At 62.6% G+C, this 14,628-nt stretch carries 11 protein-coding genes and 1 pseudogene; 10 read left to right on the top strand and 2 right to left on the bottom strand.

Annotation, left to right across the window (positions count from 1 at the left end; genetic code table 11):
- Positions 1 to 353: 353 nt before the first annotated feature.
- The 4 genes from HOLFODRAFT_RS0202990 to HOLFODRAFT_RS19030 all read left to right on the top strand — a co-directional run bounded on the left by HOLFODRAFT_RS0202990 (position 354) and on the right by HOLFODRAFT_RS19030 (position 4,949).
- Positions 354 to 2,150: a thiamine pyrophosphate-dependent enzyme gene (locus HOLFODRAFT_RS0202990; RefSeq protein ID WP_005032646.1), complete on the top strand. Its 1,797-nt coding sequence runs from the start codon at positions 354 to 356 to the stop codon at positions 2,148 to 2,150.
- Positions 2,150 to 2,719, top strand: coding sequence for an indolepyruvate oxidoreductase subunit beta (locus tag HOLFODRAFT_RS0202985; RefSeq protein WP_005032644.1), 570 nt, complete (start codon positions 2,150 to 2,152; stop codon positions 2,717 to 2,719). The genes HOLFODRAFT_RS0202990 and HOLFODRAFT_RS0202985 overlap by 1 nt, the downstream gene beginning before the upstream one ends.
- 161 nt (positions 2,720 to 2,880) lie before the next feature.
- Positions 2,881 to 3,954 carry a butyrate kinase gene (buk, locus tag HOLFODRAFT_RS0202980; RefSeq protein ID WP_005032640.1) on the top strand — a complete coding sequence of 358 codons (1,074 nt, stop codon included), beginning with the start codon at positions 2,881 to 2,883 and terminating at the stop codon, positions 3,952 to 3,954.
- Between the two features lie 107 nt (positions 3,955 to 4,061).
- A complete protein-coding gene (locus tag HOLFODRAFT_RS19030; RefSeq protein WP_005032637.1) occupies positions 4,062 to 4,949 on the top strand; it encodes an EamA family transporter in 888 nt (295 codons plus the stop codon).
- A 480-nt stretch (positions 4,950 to 5,429) separates the two neighbouring features.
- Here HOLFODRAFT_RS19030 and leuA read toward each other — a convergent pair whose 3' ends face one another.
- Positions 5,430 to 7,139: a 2-isopropylmalate synthase gene (gene leuA / locus HOLFODRAFT_RS0202970; RefSeq protein ID WP_052572422.1), complete on the bottom strand. Its 1,710-nt coding sequence runs from the start codon at positions 7,137 to 7,139 to the stop codon at positions 5,430 to 5,432.
- Between the two features lie 260 nt (positions 7,140 to 7,399).
- Here leuA and HOLFODRAFT_RS22505 point away from each other — a divergent pair, with 260 nt between their 5' ends.
- From HOLFODRAFT_RS22505 to HOLFODRAFT_RS24965, 4 genes and pseudogenes are all read left to right on the top strand, one after another.
- Positions 7,400 to 9,370, top strand: coding sequence for a hybrid sensor histidine kinase/response regulator (locus tag HOLFODRAFT_RS22505; RefSeq protein WP_005032633.1), 1,971 nt, complete (start codon positions 7,400 to 7,402; stop codon positions 9,368 to 9,370).
- 79 nt (positions 9,371 to 9,449) lie between these two features.
- Positions 9,450 to 9,542, top strand: coding sequence for a K(+)-transporting ATPase subunit F (gene kdpF, locus HOLFODRAFT_RS25695; RefSeq protein ID WP_005032631.1), 93 nt, complete (start codon positions 9,450 to 9,452; stop codon positions 9,540 to 9,542).
- 5 nt (positions 9,543 to 9,547) lie between these two features.
- A pseudogene (locus tag HOLFODRAFT_RS24970) lies at positions 9,548 to 10,044 on the top strand (potassium-transporting ATPase subunit KdpA); the annotation flags it as partial.
- Between the two features lie 11 nt (positions 10,045 to 10,055).
- Positions 10,056 to 10,394 (top strand): winged helix-turn-helix domain-containing protein, encoded by a 339-nt coding sequence (locus tag HOLFODRAFT_RS24965; protein WP_005032626.1) that lies wholly within the window; start codon positions 10,056 to 10,058, stop codon positions 10,392 to 10,394.
- A gap of 4 nt (positions 10,395 to 10,398) precedes the next feature.
- Here HOLFODRAFT_RS24965 and HOLFODRAFT_RS0202945 read toward each other — a convergent pair whose 3' ends face one another.
- Complete coding sequence (locus tag HOLFODRAFT_RS0202945) at positions 10,399 to 11,169, bottom strand: TIGR00282 family metallophosphoesterase (protein WP_005032623.1); 771 nt, start codon at positions 11,167 to 11,169, stop codon at positions 10,399 to 10,401.
- Positions 11,170 to 11,239: 70 nt separating this feature from the next.
- Here HOLFODRAFT_RS0202945 and HOLFODRAFT_RS0202940 point away from each other — a divergent pair, with 70 nt between their 5' ends.
- Entirely contained in the window at positions 11,240 to 12,664 is a 1,425-nt protein-coding gene (locus tag HOLFODRAFT_RS0202940; RefSeq protein ID WP_158412902.1) for a HAMP domain-containing protein, read from the top strand.
- 98 nt (positions 12,665 to 12,762) lie between these two features.
- Positions 12,763 to 14,508 carry a SpoIVB peptidase S55 domain-containing protein gene (locus tag HOLFODRAFT_RS0202935; protein ID WP_005032619.1) on the top strand — a complete coding sequence of 582 codons (1,746 nt, stop codon included), beginning with the start codon at positions 12,763 to 12,765 and terminating at the stop codon, positions 14,506 to 14,508.
- Positions 14,509 to 14,628 lie beyond the last annotated feature (120 nt).

The following is a 14,628-nucleotide window of genomic DNA, read 5'->3' as shown; positions in this document are numbered from 1 at the left end:
CCTACCTGCTTGATGCTCGCGCCATCCCTGGACTTCCATCCTGGGCTGGCGCGATTCGGCTAATGGCCCGATCCTTCTTCCCGGTTGGCCGGAAAGGCCTGTCGCTGCGGGCTGTGACCTCGGTCAACAACCTGTAAACGCGTGGTGATTATTGTTGCCACAGGGAGTCTTCAAACTGAAAATCTCTTTCATGCGGGTCCATTGTCATGGGGAGAAACACGAAAGGTATGACCAGGTGCGAGGCTCGGCTTCGATGGTTGCACTGGACGGGGCTTTTGTTCGTGAGTTTTGATCCCATGTCGGTATAACTGGTTTTTTTTAACACTTATCCACGTATGGATGGAGGAAGACCCATGAAGAAGCTCTTGACTGGCGACGAAGCCGTCGCCCGGGGCGCCTGGGAAGCCGGTGTCAAGTACGCCTCGGCCTACCCTGGAACCCCCAGCACCGAGATTCTCGAAAACCTGGCTCTCTACAAGGGCGATATCCTCGCCGAGTGGGCCACCAACGAGAAGGTCGCCATGGAGGCCGTCATCGGTGCGTCCATGGTTGGCGCCCGCACGATCTGTTCCCAGAAGCACGTGGGTCTGAACGTCGCCGCCGATCCCATGTTCACCTTCGCCTACACCGGCCCCCTGGGCGGTATGGTGATCGTGACCGCCGACGAGCCCGGCCAGCACTCCTCCCAGAACGAGCAGGACAACCGCAACTACGCCAGGCACGCCAAGATTCCCATGGTGGAGCCCTCCACCGCCCAGGAATCCAAGGACATGGTGAAGGTCGCCATGGAGATCAGCGAGGAGTACAACACCCCCGTGCTCTTCCGCATGACCACCCGGGTCTGCCACTCCAAGGGCATCGTCGAGTGTGGCGAGCGTACCGAAGTGGGCGTCAAGCCCTATGTCAAGGACATCAAGAAGAACATCCCCGTTCCCGCCATGTCCCGGGTCCAGCGCGTCCAGGTCGAGGCCCGCACCGAGAAGCTCAAGGTCTACTCCGAGAACACCCCCCTCAACTTCGCCGAGATGAACAGCGACGAGATCGGTGTGATCGCCTCCGGCGTCTGCTTCAACTACGCCAAGGAAGTCTTCGGGGATTCCGCTTCCTACCTGAAGCTGGGCTTCACCTACCCCATGCCCACCGGCAAGATCAAGGAGTTCTGCTCCAAGGTCAAGAAGGTCTACGTCATCGAAGAGAACGACCCCTGGATCGAGGAGCAGGTGCGCCTCCTGGGCTTCGAGTGCTTCGGCAAGAACCTCTTCCCCTTCAACGGCGAGATGACCCCCGATGTCATCCGCAAGTCCGTCTATGGTAAGCCCTGCGACACCATCGAAACCGATGGCAGCAAGGTGGTGGATCGTCCCCCCACGCTCTGCGCCGGTTGCCCCCACCGCGGCTTCTTCTACGAAATCGGCAAGAAGAAGAACGTGGTCATCGCTGGTGATATCGGCTGCTACGCCCTGGCCTTCACCGAGCCTTACAATGCCACCGACTGGTCCAACTGCATGGGTTCCAGCACCGGCACCGGCCACGGCGCCCAGCAGGTCTTCAACATGCTGGAAGGCGACGCCAAGAAGCGCGTGGTTGCCGTTCACGGTGACTCCACCTTCTTCCACACCGCCATGAACGGTCTGGTCAACATTGCCTACAACCGCAGCAACACCATCACCGTCATCCTGGACAACCGCATCACCGGCATGACCGGCCACCAGGAGAACCCCGTTTCCGGCTACACCCTCCAGGGTCTGGAAACCCCCGAGATCGAGATTGCGGGTGTGGTCAAGGCCATGGGCTTCAAGAACGTCATGCAGGTCGATCCCAACGATCTGACGGCCATGAAGTACGCCATCGACTGGGCCCTGGCCAACGAGGCTGAGCCTTCCGTCATCATCACCCGCTGGCCCTGCGTGCTGAAGAAGTTCTCCGCCCAGGACAAGGCCGAGTTCCCCGAAGCCTTCAAGAGCAAGTCTGTTATTGACCAGGACAAGTGCATCGGGTGCAAGAGCTGCATCAAGACCGGCTGCCCCGCCCTCTCCTACGATGCGGCCGCCAAGAAGGTCTCGATCATCCGCGACCAGTGCGTGGGCTGCGGTGTCTGCATCCAGACCTGCCCCCCCAAGATCCAGGCCATTTCCAAGGAGACCAAGTAATGACCAAGAGCATCATGCTGGTGGGTGTGGGCGGACAGGGCACCATTCTCGCCGCCAAGCTTCTGACCGTCGCCCTCATGGACGCCGGCTATGACGTGAAGATGAGCGAGATCCACGGAATGTCCCAGCGGGGCGGCTCCGTGTCCTCCCAGGTGCGCTACGGCAAGGAAGTCCACTCCCCCGTGATTGAAGAGGGTGGCGCTGACATCCTGGTGGCCTTTGAGAAGATGGAAGCCATGCGCTGGCTGAACTACCTCAACCCCAAGGGCAAGGTCGTGGTGAACAACTGGGAGATCAAGTCCATGCCCATCGTGACGGGGAAGGTGGACTACCCCGCAGGCATCATTGAGGAGCTGGGCGCCAAGGTTCCGACCACTTCCATCGACGCGGCCAAGCTGGCCACTGAGCTGGGCAACTCCAAGGTGATGAACGTGATCCTGCTGGGCGCCACCGTGAAGTCCATGGGCCTCGACACCCTGGACTGGGAGCGCATCATCAAGGAGAACGTGAAGCCCGCCCTGGCGGAACTGAACATCAAGGCCCTCAAGCTGGGTATGGCGCAGGTGTAGTCATATGGGGGGGAGGGTGGGGTGCCCCGGCGGCGCTTTCTCATCCCCCTCGCCGATACAGCCCCAAAGGCAAGCCTAGCTCGTCTTTGGGGTTTTCTCTTTTAGCGGCGCATACAGGTTTCAAAAGCCTCATGTGCCTCCCCTTTCCCGAGGAATGTCCGATGAGCTGCAAAGTCCTGGCTATCAACCCCGGTTCCACGTCCACCAAGATTTCGGTCTACGAGGACGAGAAGGAACTCTTCACCAAGACCCTGGACCACCCCGCTGAGGAGGTCGCCAAGTACTCCCATGTCGCCGAGCAGTTCGAGATGCGGAAGGACCATGTGCTGGCTCTCCTCAAGGAGAATGGCTTCGACGTCAAGGAACTGGCGGCGGTGGTGGGCCGTGGCGGCATGCTGCCCCCGGTCAAGTCCGGCGCCTACGAGGTCAATGAGACCATGGTGAAGCGCCTCCGCTTCAACCCCGTCCTGGAGCACGCCTCCAACCTCGGCGCCCTCATCGCCTTCGAGATCGCCCAGAGCATCGGGGTGAAGGCCTTCATCTATGACTCCGTGAAGGTGGATGAGCTTCTGGACGTCGCCCGGGTCACAGGCGTGCCCGAGCTCCCCCGCACCAGCGTCACCCACACCCTGAATTCCCGGGCCATGGCCATGAAGTGCGCCAAGTCCAAGGGCAAGACCTACCAGGACATGAACTTCGTGGTGGTCCACATGGGCGGCGGCGTGTCCGTCAATGCCCACATGAAGGGTCGCCTGGTCGACGTGATCCCTGACAACGAGGGTCCCATGAGCCCCGAGCGCGCCGGTCGCATCGGCACCGCCGGTCTGGTGGATCTCTGCTACTCCGGCAAGTATGACAAGCGCGGCATGCACAAGAAGCTCCGTGGCGACGGCGGCCTCAAGGCTTACCTGAACACCGTGGACGTGCGCGAAGTGATCAAGATGATCAACGAGGGCAACGCTCAGGCCCGGCTCCTGCTGGAGGCCATGACCTACCAGATCGCCAAGGGCGTGGGCGAGATGGCCACCGTGCTCTGCGGCCAGGTGGACGCCATCATCCTCACTGGTGGCATCGCCTACTCCGAGATGGTCTGCAACCTCATCAAGGAGCGCATCTCCTGGATCGCCCCCGTGGAGGTCCTGGCTGGTGAGAACGAGATGGAGTCCCTGACCCTCGGAACCCTCCGCGTCCTGCGCGGCGAGGAGATCGCCCACCAGTACGTGGAAGCCGAATAGCCTGGAAGTCGGCAAATGACTTTTATTGAATGTAAAAAGGGACCCATGGGGTCCCTTTTTACGCGGGATGATGGTGCATCGGCCATCGTTCTGTCGGAATCCCGCGCGTGGTAAATCTCCTCATCGTCTCCTTCATCTGGGCTGCATCCTTCAGTCTCATCAAGACCTACCTGGTCTCCGTGCCGCCGGATATCGTCAACGCCGTGCGCCTGGGACTCACCTTGGCAGTGTTCCTTCCTTTCCTCTCATGGAAGAAGGTTCACGGGTGGAAGGCCATGGAGCTTACTGCCATCGGTGCGATCCAATTCGGAGCCATGTCCTTCTTCTACACGCGCTCCTTTGGAACTCTGCAGGCGCATGAAGCCGCCCTTGCCACCATCATGACCCCCCTTTACGTCATTCTCCTGGACGATCTCCTGGAGCACCGGATCCAGTGGCTTTTCCTGGGCTGCGCGCTGCTGTCCGCGCTGGGGACCGCTATCAGCCTCGGAATCCTGGATGTCGGCCTGAAGGGGCTCGGTATGGCCTCCCCCAAGGGGCTTCTGCTGATCCAGGCCTCCAATCTCTGTTTCGCCGCCGGGCAGGTCTGGTATCGCCGGGCCATGGGGCGAGGCTTGGGGCTGGGCAATGCTCAGGCCTTCGCCTGGTGTGCGGTGGGGGCCGCCCTCGTCGCGGGGGTGGCGGCCATTCCAAGCCTGGTCAGCCGAGGTCTGCCTGTCCTGGGCAGGATCCAGCTGGGTGTGCTCTTCTATCTGGGCGTGATCGCCTCCGGGATGGGCTTCTTCCTCTGGAATGTCGGGGCACGGAAGGTCAACGCCGGGGTCCTGGCGGTGATGAACGACCTGAAGATCCCCTCGGCCATGCTCGTGGCCGTGCTGCTCTTCGGGGAAAAGGCTGCCTGGATCCGCCTCGGGGTGGGCGGAGCCATCATGTGTCTGGCCTGGTGGCTCGCCTCACGCTTTCCCCGAGGAGAAAAGCCTGTTGGCCGCGGATAAATTGGATGCACGCGGATAAAGGACGCCCCAGTTATCGGCGTTGCGAAGCTTGATCTCTCTGCTCTTGGAAAAGCAAAGGCATTTTCAACCACCGATGCACAGGATGCACACAGACGTGATGGTCGGGCTTTGCCCGGCCACCACGTGGGGGTCAAAGGGGGGACATCGCGAGCGCAGCGAGCAGGCGGTCCCCCCTTTCATGGCAGATCAAGGAAGTCCACCTGGGCGCCTGGGACTGGTTCAGCAAGGGAGAGGGAGGCTATGGCAAGCTCGCTTGCCTCCGCCTCCCTCTCCCTTGCTGAACGCGGGCGGCTTCGCCGTCCGCCCCCGCGTTGCGGGGCAGGCCCAGGTGTCCCGCCCGTAGATTATTTCTTTATCGATGTCCATCTTGTTTCTCTGTGGACGATTCTGTTTTTCCCGGCGATCCCATTCCATGGCAGAGCCCTGAATGCCTGCCTTTACGATTGATGTCAAACGGGCTCAGGCCCTGGGGAGCAGGCGGTTCAGACCGCTCAGCACGGCCTTGAGGCTGGCCGTGGCGATATCCGCGTCCTGTCCGACGCCGTAGCCTGTGGAGCCATCCGCGAGCCTGAGCTGGACGTAGGCCACGGCCTCGGCGTCCTCGCCGTCTCCCAGGGCGTGTTCGTGGTAGCCCCGGACGTGGATGCCTTTGCCCAGCTGCTGGTTCAAGCCCTTGACGAAGGCGTCGATGGGGCCCTTGCCCGTGCCCTCCAGGGTGATGGTCGACGATCCGTCCTGGAGGCTGGCCTGGATCTGGCAGGTGTCCGATCCCAGGAGGCGGCGGCTGTCGTAGTCCGCCAGCCTGAAACGACCCGGGCACAGATACTCGCTTTCAAAGGCCTGCCAGATGCGCGCGGGGACGAGTTCCTCGCCCGAGGTGTCGGCGAGATGCTGCACCTCTCCACTGAACTCAGCAGCCAGTTCCCTAGGGAGTGCAAAGCCGTAGTTCTCCTCCAGGACGAAGGCCACGCCCCCCTTGCCGGACTGGCTGTTGATTCTAATGATCGGTTCATACTGTCGCCCCACGTCCGCAGGATCCAGGGGGAGGTAGGGCACTTCCCAATCCGAGCGTCCTTCCGCCTTGAGGATGGCCAGTCCCTTCTTGATGGCGTCCTGGTGGGAGCCGCTGAATGCGGTGAATACCAGCTCTCCAGCGTAGGGGTGGCGGGGAGGGATGGGCAGGCGGTTGCAGTGCTCGAAGACTCGCACCAACTCCGGCAGGTTGTCCAGTCTGATGCCTGGATCCACGCCGCTCATGAGGAGGTTGAGGCCCAGGGTCACCAGGTCGACGTTGCCGGTGCGTTCACCGTTCCCGAATAGGGTGCCCTCCACCCGTTCGCCTCCTGCCAGAAGCCCGAGTTCCGTGGCAGCCACGGCGCAGCCCCGGTCATTGTGGGCGTGGAGGCTGATCACCACTCGCTCCCGGTGCTTCAGGTGGCGGACCATCCACTCGATCTGGTCGGCGTAGTGGTTGGGAGAGGTTCTTTCCACGGTGTTGGGAAGGTTGAGGATCATCTCTCCGGGGCGCGTGGGGTTCCAGGTCTCGATGACCGCATCGCTAACTTCGGCGGCAAAGTCCAGTTCCGTGTCGGAAAAACTCTCGGGGGAGTATTCGAATACCACCTCGCAATCCCTCAGACCCTTGGCGGCCTCCTTGACCCAGCGGGTGCCCTGGACCGCCAGATCCTTGATGGCGTCCCTGTCCTGTTCGAAGACCACCCGGCGCTGGAGGGCAGAGGTGCTGTTGTAGAGGTGGATGATCACCCGCTTGGCACCCTGGAGGGCCTCGATGGTGCGGGCGATGAGGGGCTCCCGGGCCTGGGTCAGCACCTGGATGGTCACATCCTCCGGGATGCGGTCCTCCTCGATGAGGCGGCGGATGAACTCGAAATCCATCTGGGAGGCGGCGGGGAAACCCACCTCGATCTCCTTGAAGCCCACCTGGAGGAGGGTTTCAAAGAAGGCCAGCTTGCGGTCCCAGGCCATGGGTTCCACCAGGGACTGGTTGCCGTCCCGCAGGTCCACGCTGCACCAGCGGGGTGGGGCTGTCTGGGTGCGGTTCGGCCATTGGCGACCCGGCAGGTCGACAGGGGGAACTGGGTGGTAGCGGTGAGCCTTCACGATATCTCCGAAAGACGGGCGTGCCGAAGGTGATCGAGATGCCTGCATGCCAGCAACCCCCTCCGGCTTTCGCAGGAGGGGGTTGAGAAGATGTTCTGCAATCAGCTCAGTCCCGTCCCGCGCCGCTAAGGAGCAGGTTCAGGAGCATAAGGCTGAGGGACGCGGAACGCATGAGAAATCCAGTCTTTCTGAATATTCGCCCTGGGTCAAGCAGTGATGGCTCCTCTTTGTATTTCGTTCGGGTTGGCCTATATTTCCTGAAACACTGGACAGCAGCCTGAATACCGTAAGTTCCCGGGGGATGGCACGTGGAAGACGAGAACAGCAAGGGGATACCCGCCGAAACGGCTGAACGGACCCTGCGTGAAACCGAGGAGAAGTACCGCACTCTGGAGCATCTCTTTCATCTCTTCCTGGAATACAGCCCGATCTATTTCTTCTTCAAGGATGCGGAACTGCGTCCCATCCTGCTGAGCCGCAATTTCGAGCAGATGGTGGGAAAGCCGATGGACCAGATCCTAGGTCGGACCATGGAGGAACTCTTCCCGCCAGAATTGGCCAAGAGCATGATCGAGGATGATCGGCGGATCCTCCAGGAAGGCGCCCTGGTGAGGGTTGACGAAGCCCTGGGCGGGAAACACTTCACGACCATCAAGTTCCCCGTGAAACAGGAGGGAAGGCCCACCTTCCTGGCGGGTTTGACCATCGATGTCACTGATCAGAAGAATGCAGAGGAAGCCCTCCGGCGGAGTGAAGCGAAATTCCGTTCCCTCTTTGATTCGATGATCGAAGGGGTGGCCATTCACGAAGTCATCTACGACTCCGAAGGCAAATCCATCGACTACCGGATCCTGGATGTCAATCCAGCATACGAGACGCAGACCGGTCTCAAGGCCGACCACAGCAAGGGGCGGCTGGCGAGTGAAATCTATGGGGGAGAGGGCCCTCCCTACCTTGACAAATTCGTCTCCATGGCGGCTGGCGGAGCCCCCCTGGCCTTTGATGCCTACTTCGCCCCCATGGATCGCCACTTCCATATCTGTGCCTTCTCCCTCCAGCCGGGTGCTTTTGCAACGGTCTTCGAAGACATCACGGAGCGGAAGCGCAGCGAGGAGGAACGTTGCAGACTGGAGGCCGAATTCCAGCACATGCAGCAGCTCGATAGCCTGGGTAGCCTTGCTGGGGGAGTCGCCCATGACATGAACAACGTCCTGCAGGCGATTCAGGGCATGACCTCTGTATTGAAGGTGAAGTGTGCTGAGGATCCGGGTCTGGCTTCAGGGCTGGACCTCATCCTGAGCGCATGCACTCGCGGCGGGGATCTGGTGAAGAACCTCACGGATTTCGCGCGGAAAGGCCTACAACAGCCCTCCTTCCTGGACCTGAACCAGGTCGTGCGGAACGAGGTGGAGATGCTCCAGCACACCACGCTCCAGCGGATCGAGCTCCAGACGGAGCTGGATGCGACCCTACCTCAGGTCCTCGGCGATTCCTCCTCCATCGGGAACGCCCTCATGAACCTCTGCATCAACGCCATCGATGCCATGCCCGAGCGAGGGGTGCTGCGCTTCAGGACCCGAAGGCTTGGGGATGGCTGCGCAGAGCTTTCCGTGGAGGACTCGGGGCAGGGCATCGCGCCGGAAGTCCTGGCGCATGTCACCGAGCCCTTCTTCACCACCAAGCCCAAGGGGAAGGGCACCGGACTCGGCCTCTCCGGTGTGTACGGAACGATGAAGGCCCATGGCGGATCCATGGATATCCAGAGCGAAGTGGGCAAGGGCACGAGGGTCATCCTCCGCTTTCCTGCTCCGGGGAGCGACCTGGCCCCAGCCACGCTGTCACCCCTCGCGGCTCCTTCCGGATCCGCCTGTGTAAGGTCCCTCCGGATCCAGCTCATCGACGACGACGAACTGATCCGCGAGACCTTCCCGGAATTCATGGAGATCCTGGGGCACCGCGTTCTGGCGACGGCCGAGGACGGCAGCAGCGGTCTGCGGCAGATCGAGGAGGGCCTGGAGGTGGATGTGGTCGTCCTGGACCACAACATGCCCGGACTCAGCGGGGTCGAGACCCTGACCCGCCTGCGCTCCCTGCGCCCAGGTCTGCCCATCGTGTTCTGTTCGGGACACCTGGAGGACGCTGTGAGAAGCCATGTGACGGGATGTTCCCTGGTGTGGACCCTGATGAAACCCTACGGCATCAAGGACATCCAGGTCCTCCTGGGCGAGGTGGCCGGGACGCTCTGGGTGCCATCCCAGGGCTCAGGGCAGTCGTCCTGACACAATCCTGATGCCTTTCGGGCGCATCCTGACAGCGCCCTGACACGGATTGGCCGAACGTGTACGTGGAGGTGGTTCCATGTTCGGACTCCGGATTCTGGCCGCCGTCCTGGCCTCTGGCCTGGCGGCATATCTTGTGGTGGCGCTTTTGCGCCCGGAGCGGTTCCAATGAGCCCGCTCCTTGGCATCCTGTTCGCTGGACTGCTCGCCCTGCTGCGTCTCCAGCACCATCTCCCCATGAATCCCCAGGGTTTTGGACCGATGAGCTGGCCTCTCGCCTTCAATACGGCGGTGAGTTTCATCACGAATACCAACTGGCAGGCATACAGTGGCGAGGCCGCCCTCAGCTACCTGAGCCAGGCCCTGGGGCTCACGGTCCAGAACTTCCTCTCCGCAGCTACGGGTATCTCCGTCATGGCCGCGGTGGCCCGGGGCATCCGGCGCAGGAAGGCCACCAACCTGGGCAGCTTCTGGGTGGACTTGGTGCGGGTGACCCTCTAGTCCAGGCCGTTGGCAGCCTGGAGGGCAAGGAACTTCGCCACGGGATCGATGCTTCGGTCCTCTGGTCCACGGCCACGACCGCCGCCAGCAACGGCAGCGTGAACGCCCAGCACGATGCCATGTCACCCCTGGCCGGGCTCTCCCAGATGGTGCTCATGCAGATCGGAGAGGTGCGCGGATCCGTGTGGCGCTTCGGAATCGCCCTGGAATCCAGGGGGCGAGTCCGCTGCTGGAGATCGGGGATCTACGGGTGGATCTGGAGACCCGCATCGTCACCCGCGGAGGGGAAAGGGTGCACCTCACCCCCAACGAGTTCAAGCTCCTGGTGGCGCTGATGCGGCACCCGGGCAAGGTGCTGACCCACAACCAGCTCTTGAAAGAGGTCTGGGGTGCGGCCTGCCTCCAGCAGGTCCACTCCCTCCGGGTCTGCATGAACCAGCTGCGCCACAAGCTGGAGCCGGATCCGACCCGCCCGAAACACCTCCAGACGGAACTGGGGGTGGGTTATCGGCTTTGCGATTAACCATTTATAGCGTGCGCACGATCCGCTCGATCTTCGTGGCCTTCTTTCGATCGGTCTCGATGAGCATGGCGTGGAACTGGAGGTCCCGCTCGGCCACTTCGAAGCGTTCGCCCCGGGCCTTGAGGAAGCGGCTCAGACTGGCTTCGATCTTCATGCCGATGACGCTCTCGTAAGGGCCCACCATGCCGATGTCCGTGACGTAGGCGGTGCCGTTGGTCAGGACCCGGGCATCCAGGGTCGGCACATGGGTGTGGCTGCCTACCACGGCGGCCACGCGGCCATTCAGGTGCCAGCCCAGGGCCTGGGCTTCGCTGGTGGCCTCGGCGTGGAAGTCCACCAGCACGAGATCGGCCCGCTCCTTGGCCAGGATGGCGTCCGCGCAGCGGAAGGGGCAATCGCAGGGGGGCATCTGGACCCGGCCCATGAGGTTGATGATCAGGACCTCCAGCCCAGAGTGCGTGTGAAGCTTCACGTAGCCGTTCCCCGGGGTGCCGGGGGGGTAGTTGGCGGGGCGGAGGAGGCGGGTCTCCTTCTGGAAGTAGCTCACGATGTCCTTCACGTCGAAGGCGTGGTTGCCGGTGGTGATGACATCCACCCCCAGCTCCTCGAACCAGCCCTTGGCGATGCGTTCGGTGATGCCGTGCCCGTGGGCCGCGTTCTCCCCGTTGACGACGACGAAATCCAAGCTCAGTTCCCGTCGGAGGGTGGGCAGGTGCTCCTCCAGCAGCCTTCGGCCAGGTTCACCCACCACGTCGCCCGTCACAAGAATTCGCATGATCCCAGCCTACCATCCACCGGATTCACCCCGGAGTCCGGAAAGGCCGAAAGGAGGGCAGGTGTTGAGCATGAACGAAGAGTCCACTCATTCCTGGCGACGAAGGGGATGGAAGCCCCGTTCCCTCAGGGGGCGTGTGCTGGGGGCCCTGCTGGTGACCGGCCTGCTTCCGGTGCTGATCCTTGGGGTTTACAGCTTTCTCGCCGAGCGCCAGAGGGCCGTGGTCCTTGAACTCTCCCGACTCTCGGACCAGTCTCAACAGCTCTGTTCATACATAGATAAATACATTTCCTCGAACTCGAAGCTGGTGCGGCACTTGGCCCTGACATCCGAGGTGGCGTCTTTCCTGGCGGAGGCCCATCCCGACGCGGCCCGTAAGGGCGCCATGAATGCCTGGCTCCAGCAGGAGCTGGCGCTGGACGAGGATCTGGATGCCCTCTTCATGATTCGCACGGATGGCTTGTGCACGGCCTCCAGCGAACCCAGGTTCCTTGGGGTCAACTACGCCTTCAGGGGCTATTTCCAGGATGCCATGGCCAGACGATCCCATCTGGCTGACTGGCAGATCGGTCTGGTTACCCATGATCCGTGTGTCTTCTTTGCAGAGAGGGTGGAGCGGGGGGGGCGGATCCTGGGAGTCATTGTCCTCCGGATCGGCATGGCCAGGGTCCAGAGGGAAATCCGCGCCCGATCTGCGGAGGGCAAGGTCGCCTACCTGATCAATGCCGATGGCATTTTCCTGGCGCACTCTCAACCCGATCTGGTTTACACCGCCATCACGCCCATCCCAGCGTCACGTCTCCAGGAGATCCAGGCCAGCCAGCAGTTCCTGGGGAGGGAGCACCCCGTTCGGATTAGCTTGAATGCTCACAGCATTCAGACGGTGTTCCAGACGGTGGCGACCGGGCAGCCTGTCCAGTCACGGTACGTCCGCGGTGGTTTTGCGCGTTGGGTTTCCCTGCGCCGACTGGAATCCGAGCCCTGGGTCGTGGGGATCGCGGTGAACGAAACCGAGGTCTACTCCCATTCCCAGCGGATCCTGCTTCTGACCACTCTGGCTTGCGTCCTGACGCTGCTCCTGGTGGTATTCGGGGGCTTCTGGTTCTCCCGGCAGATTCTGAGGCCCCTGGGGCGGCTGGAGGATACGATCAACCGCTTCGCCTCGGGAGAGGTGGGGGTGCGGGCCCCGGAGGAGGGGGTGGATGAGGTCGGGCGCTTGAAGCACCACTTCAACCTGATGGCCGACACCATCCAGGAGCAGACCGAGGCCCTTGCCATGCGGGTGGACACCCTGGAGGGCATCCTGCCCATCTGCGCCTCCTGTCGGAAGATCCGCAACGAGGAAGGGGTCTACGAGCCCATGGAATCCTATATCTCGACCCGCTCCGGGGCCCAGTTCACCCACGGGCTCTGCGAGGACTGCGCCCGGAAGCTCTATCCGGAGCTCCATGATCCCGATGGGCGAAGAAAGAGCCCACCCCGGAAGCCCGCGTAGCCACACTCGGAACCCCAGGCTCCTTTGGCGCATTGCCATAGTGCCCGCTGCTCTGGAGGACCCATTCCAGGTGCTAATGTGGATCTGGGACACGCCTCATGAATCGATTGCTTTTCTCCTGTGTGATGGGCCTTTCCGGCCTCAGTCTCGTGGCCCAGGCCCCTTCCCAGACCATGGGCCTCCACGAGATCCGGCCCGGCATGAAGGGATACGGGCGCACGGTCTTCCTGGGCGGAAAGATCGAGAAGTTCAATTTCGAGGTCCTGGGGGTGCAGCGGGGCACTGCCCCTGGCCGCAGCATGATCCTGGTGAGGGCCAGTGGCGGCCCCCTGGCGGAAACCGGGATCATGCAGGGCATGAGCGGCTCTCCCTGCTATATCGACGGCAAGCTCATCGGCGCCCTGTCTTCGGGCTGGCAGTTCCAGAAGGAGCCCATCGGCGGCGTCACGCCCATTGGGGAGATGCTCGATCAGCTCAAGGACCTTCCGGAGACCCCGGCCATCCGAACTCCCCTGATTCTGCCCAAGCTGGAGCCCCCCAAGGTTCTGAAGTCCGCCCTCCGGGGCGAGATGATCCCTCTCTCCCAGCTCATGGGAGCCGGGGCGGAGCAGATGCCTCTGGTCCTGAGCGGCTCCAGGCTGGATCCAGAGGTCAAGGCCCTCTGGGAGGGCACCTCCGTTCAGTTCGCCGCAGCGAGCAACGGAGCCGGGCACGGCCTTGGTGAAGCCAGTCCCCTGGAGCCGGGGGGGATGGCCTCCATCGCCCTCATGCAGGGGGACATGGAGTTCGCGGCCTCGGGCACCATCACCTATGTCAGCGGCAAGAAGGTGCTCCTCTTCGGGCACCAGCTCTTCAACCTCGGTCCGGTGGACCTTCCCCTCTGGTCCGCCACCGTCGCCGGGAACGTGGCCAGCTACTCCACCTCCTTCAAGCTGGCCCAGCCGGTGGCTCCCGTGGGGGCGCTGCGCCTGGATCGGAGCGCCGGGGTGGCCGGGACTCTGGGGGCCGAGGCGAAGATGATCCCCCTGCGGGTTGGGCTCAACCTGGGAGGGAAGCGGAACCTCAACTACCGTTTCGATATCATGGACCACCCCACCGCCACCCCGGCCCTGGCGGCCACGGCGGTGATGCAGACCCTCAACACCCAGGTCCGGGCCCTGGGCTTCACCAGTCTGGCCATGCAGGGCCATATCAAGCTCGCGGGCCATCCCCCCATCCAGATCGAGAACATGGTGGCGGACCTCAATTCCACACGGATTGCCCAGTACGTGGGGGGCATCCTCCAGGCCATCACCCTCAATCCCTTCGAGCGGCCGGTGTTCGAGGGCATCTCCATTAGCATCAAGGCCGAGGAACGCCTGGATCGTACGGCCATTGCCGGGGTCCGCATCCTCAAGGCGAGGGTGAAGCGTGGCGAAGTCCTGCCGGTGCTGGTGACCCTCCAGAACATCCAGGGGGTGCGGGAGACCGCCACCTTCAACGTGAACGTGCCCTCTTCTGCCAACCCAGGCATGGCTACCCTGATGGTGGGGGACGGTCTCAGCCTGCTTAATGCCGACCCCGACGAGCGGGCCATCGAGATCGCCAGCCTGGGCGACATGGTGCGGCTCATCAACGGGAGCCTCCGGAACAATCACGCGTACGCGCTCCTGGTCCAGGCCCAGCCCGGCGCAGGACTTCGGGGCTCCCGCATCGAGGGGATCCCCCCCAGCGTGAGCGCCATGCTGGGCAGTGATGGGGATTCCCGCTCCAACCAGCTTCAGAAGCACATCATCAGCCGCTCCCTGCTGCCCCTGGAACGGGAAGTGAACGGGCTGGTGGGCCTTGAGGTGGAGATTGAGTAGCGGCGTTTTGGAAAAGAGTCACCACAGAGGGCACAGGGGGAAAGAGTGGGGAGGAGATGTCCCTCTGCCATGCCCCGCTGGGTTCGTTCTTTCTGTTTGATTTCGAGTCTCACGGAGTAT

This window comes from Holophaga foetida DSM 6591, assembly GCF_000242615.2.
GTDB classification, from domain to species: Bacteria; Acidobacteriota; Holophagae; order Holophagales; family Holophagaceae; genus Holophaga; species Holophaga foetida.
Note: the sequence above shows the minus strand (reverse complement) of the source record. Positions and strands in the feature narration are given on the sequence as shown.

Excerpts from the sequence above, each read along its gene's own strand:
- HOLFODRAFT_RS0202935 (WP_005032619.1), top strand. The coding sequence starts at position 12,763 with ATGAATCGATTGCTTTTCTCCTGTGTGATGGGCCTTTCCGGCCTCAGT.
- HOLFODRAFT_RS0202945 (WP_005032623.1), bottom strand. The coding sequence starts at position 11,169 with ATGCGAATTCTTGTGACGGGCGACGTGGTGGGTGAACCTGGCCGAAGG.
- kdpF (WP_005032631.1), top strand. The coding sequence starts at position 9,450 with ATGTTCGGACTCCGGATTCTGGCCGCCGTCCTGGCCTCTGGCCTGGCG.
- HOLFODRAFT_RS0202940 (WP_158412902.1), top strand. The coding sequence starts at position 11,240 with ATGAACGAAGAGTCCACTCATTCCTGGCGACGAAGGGGATGGAAGCCC.
- buk (WP_005032640.1), top strand. The coding sequence starts at position 2,881 with ATGAGCTGCAAAGTCCTGGCTATCAACCCCGGTTCCACGTCCACCAAG.
- leuA (WP_052572422.1), bottom strand. The coding sequence starts at position 7,139 with ATGCAGGCATCTCGATCACCTTCGGCACGCCCGTCTTTCGGAGATATC.
- HOLFODRAFT_RS0202985 (WP_005032644.1), top strand. The coding sequence starts at position 2,150 with ATGACCAAGAGCATCATGCTGGTGGGTGTGGGCGGACAGGGCACCATT.
- HOLFODRAFT_RS0202990 (WP_005032646.1), top strand. The coding sequence starts at position 354 with ATGAAGAAGCTCTTGACTGGCGACGAAGCCGTCGCCCGGGGCGCCTGG.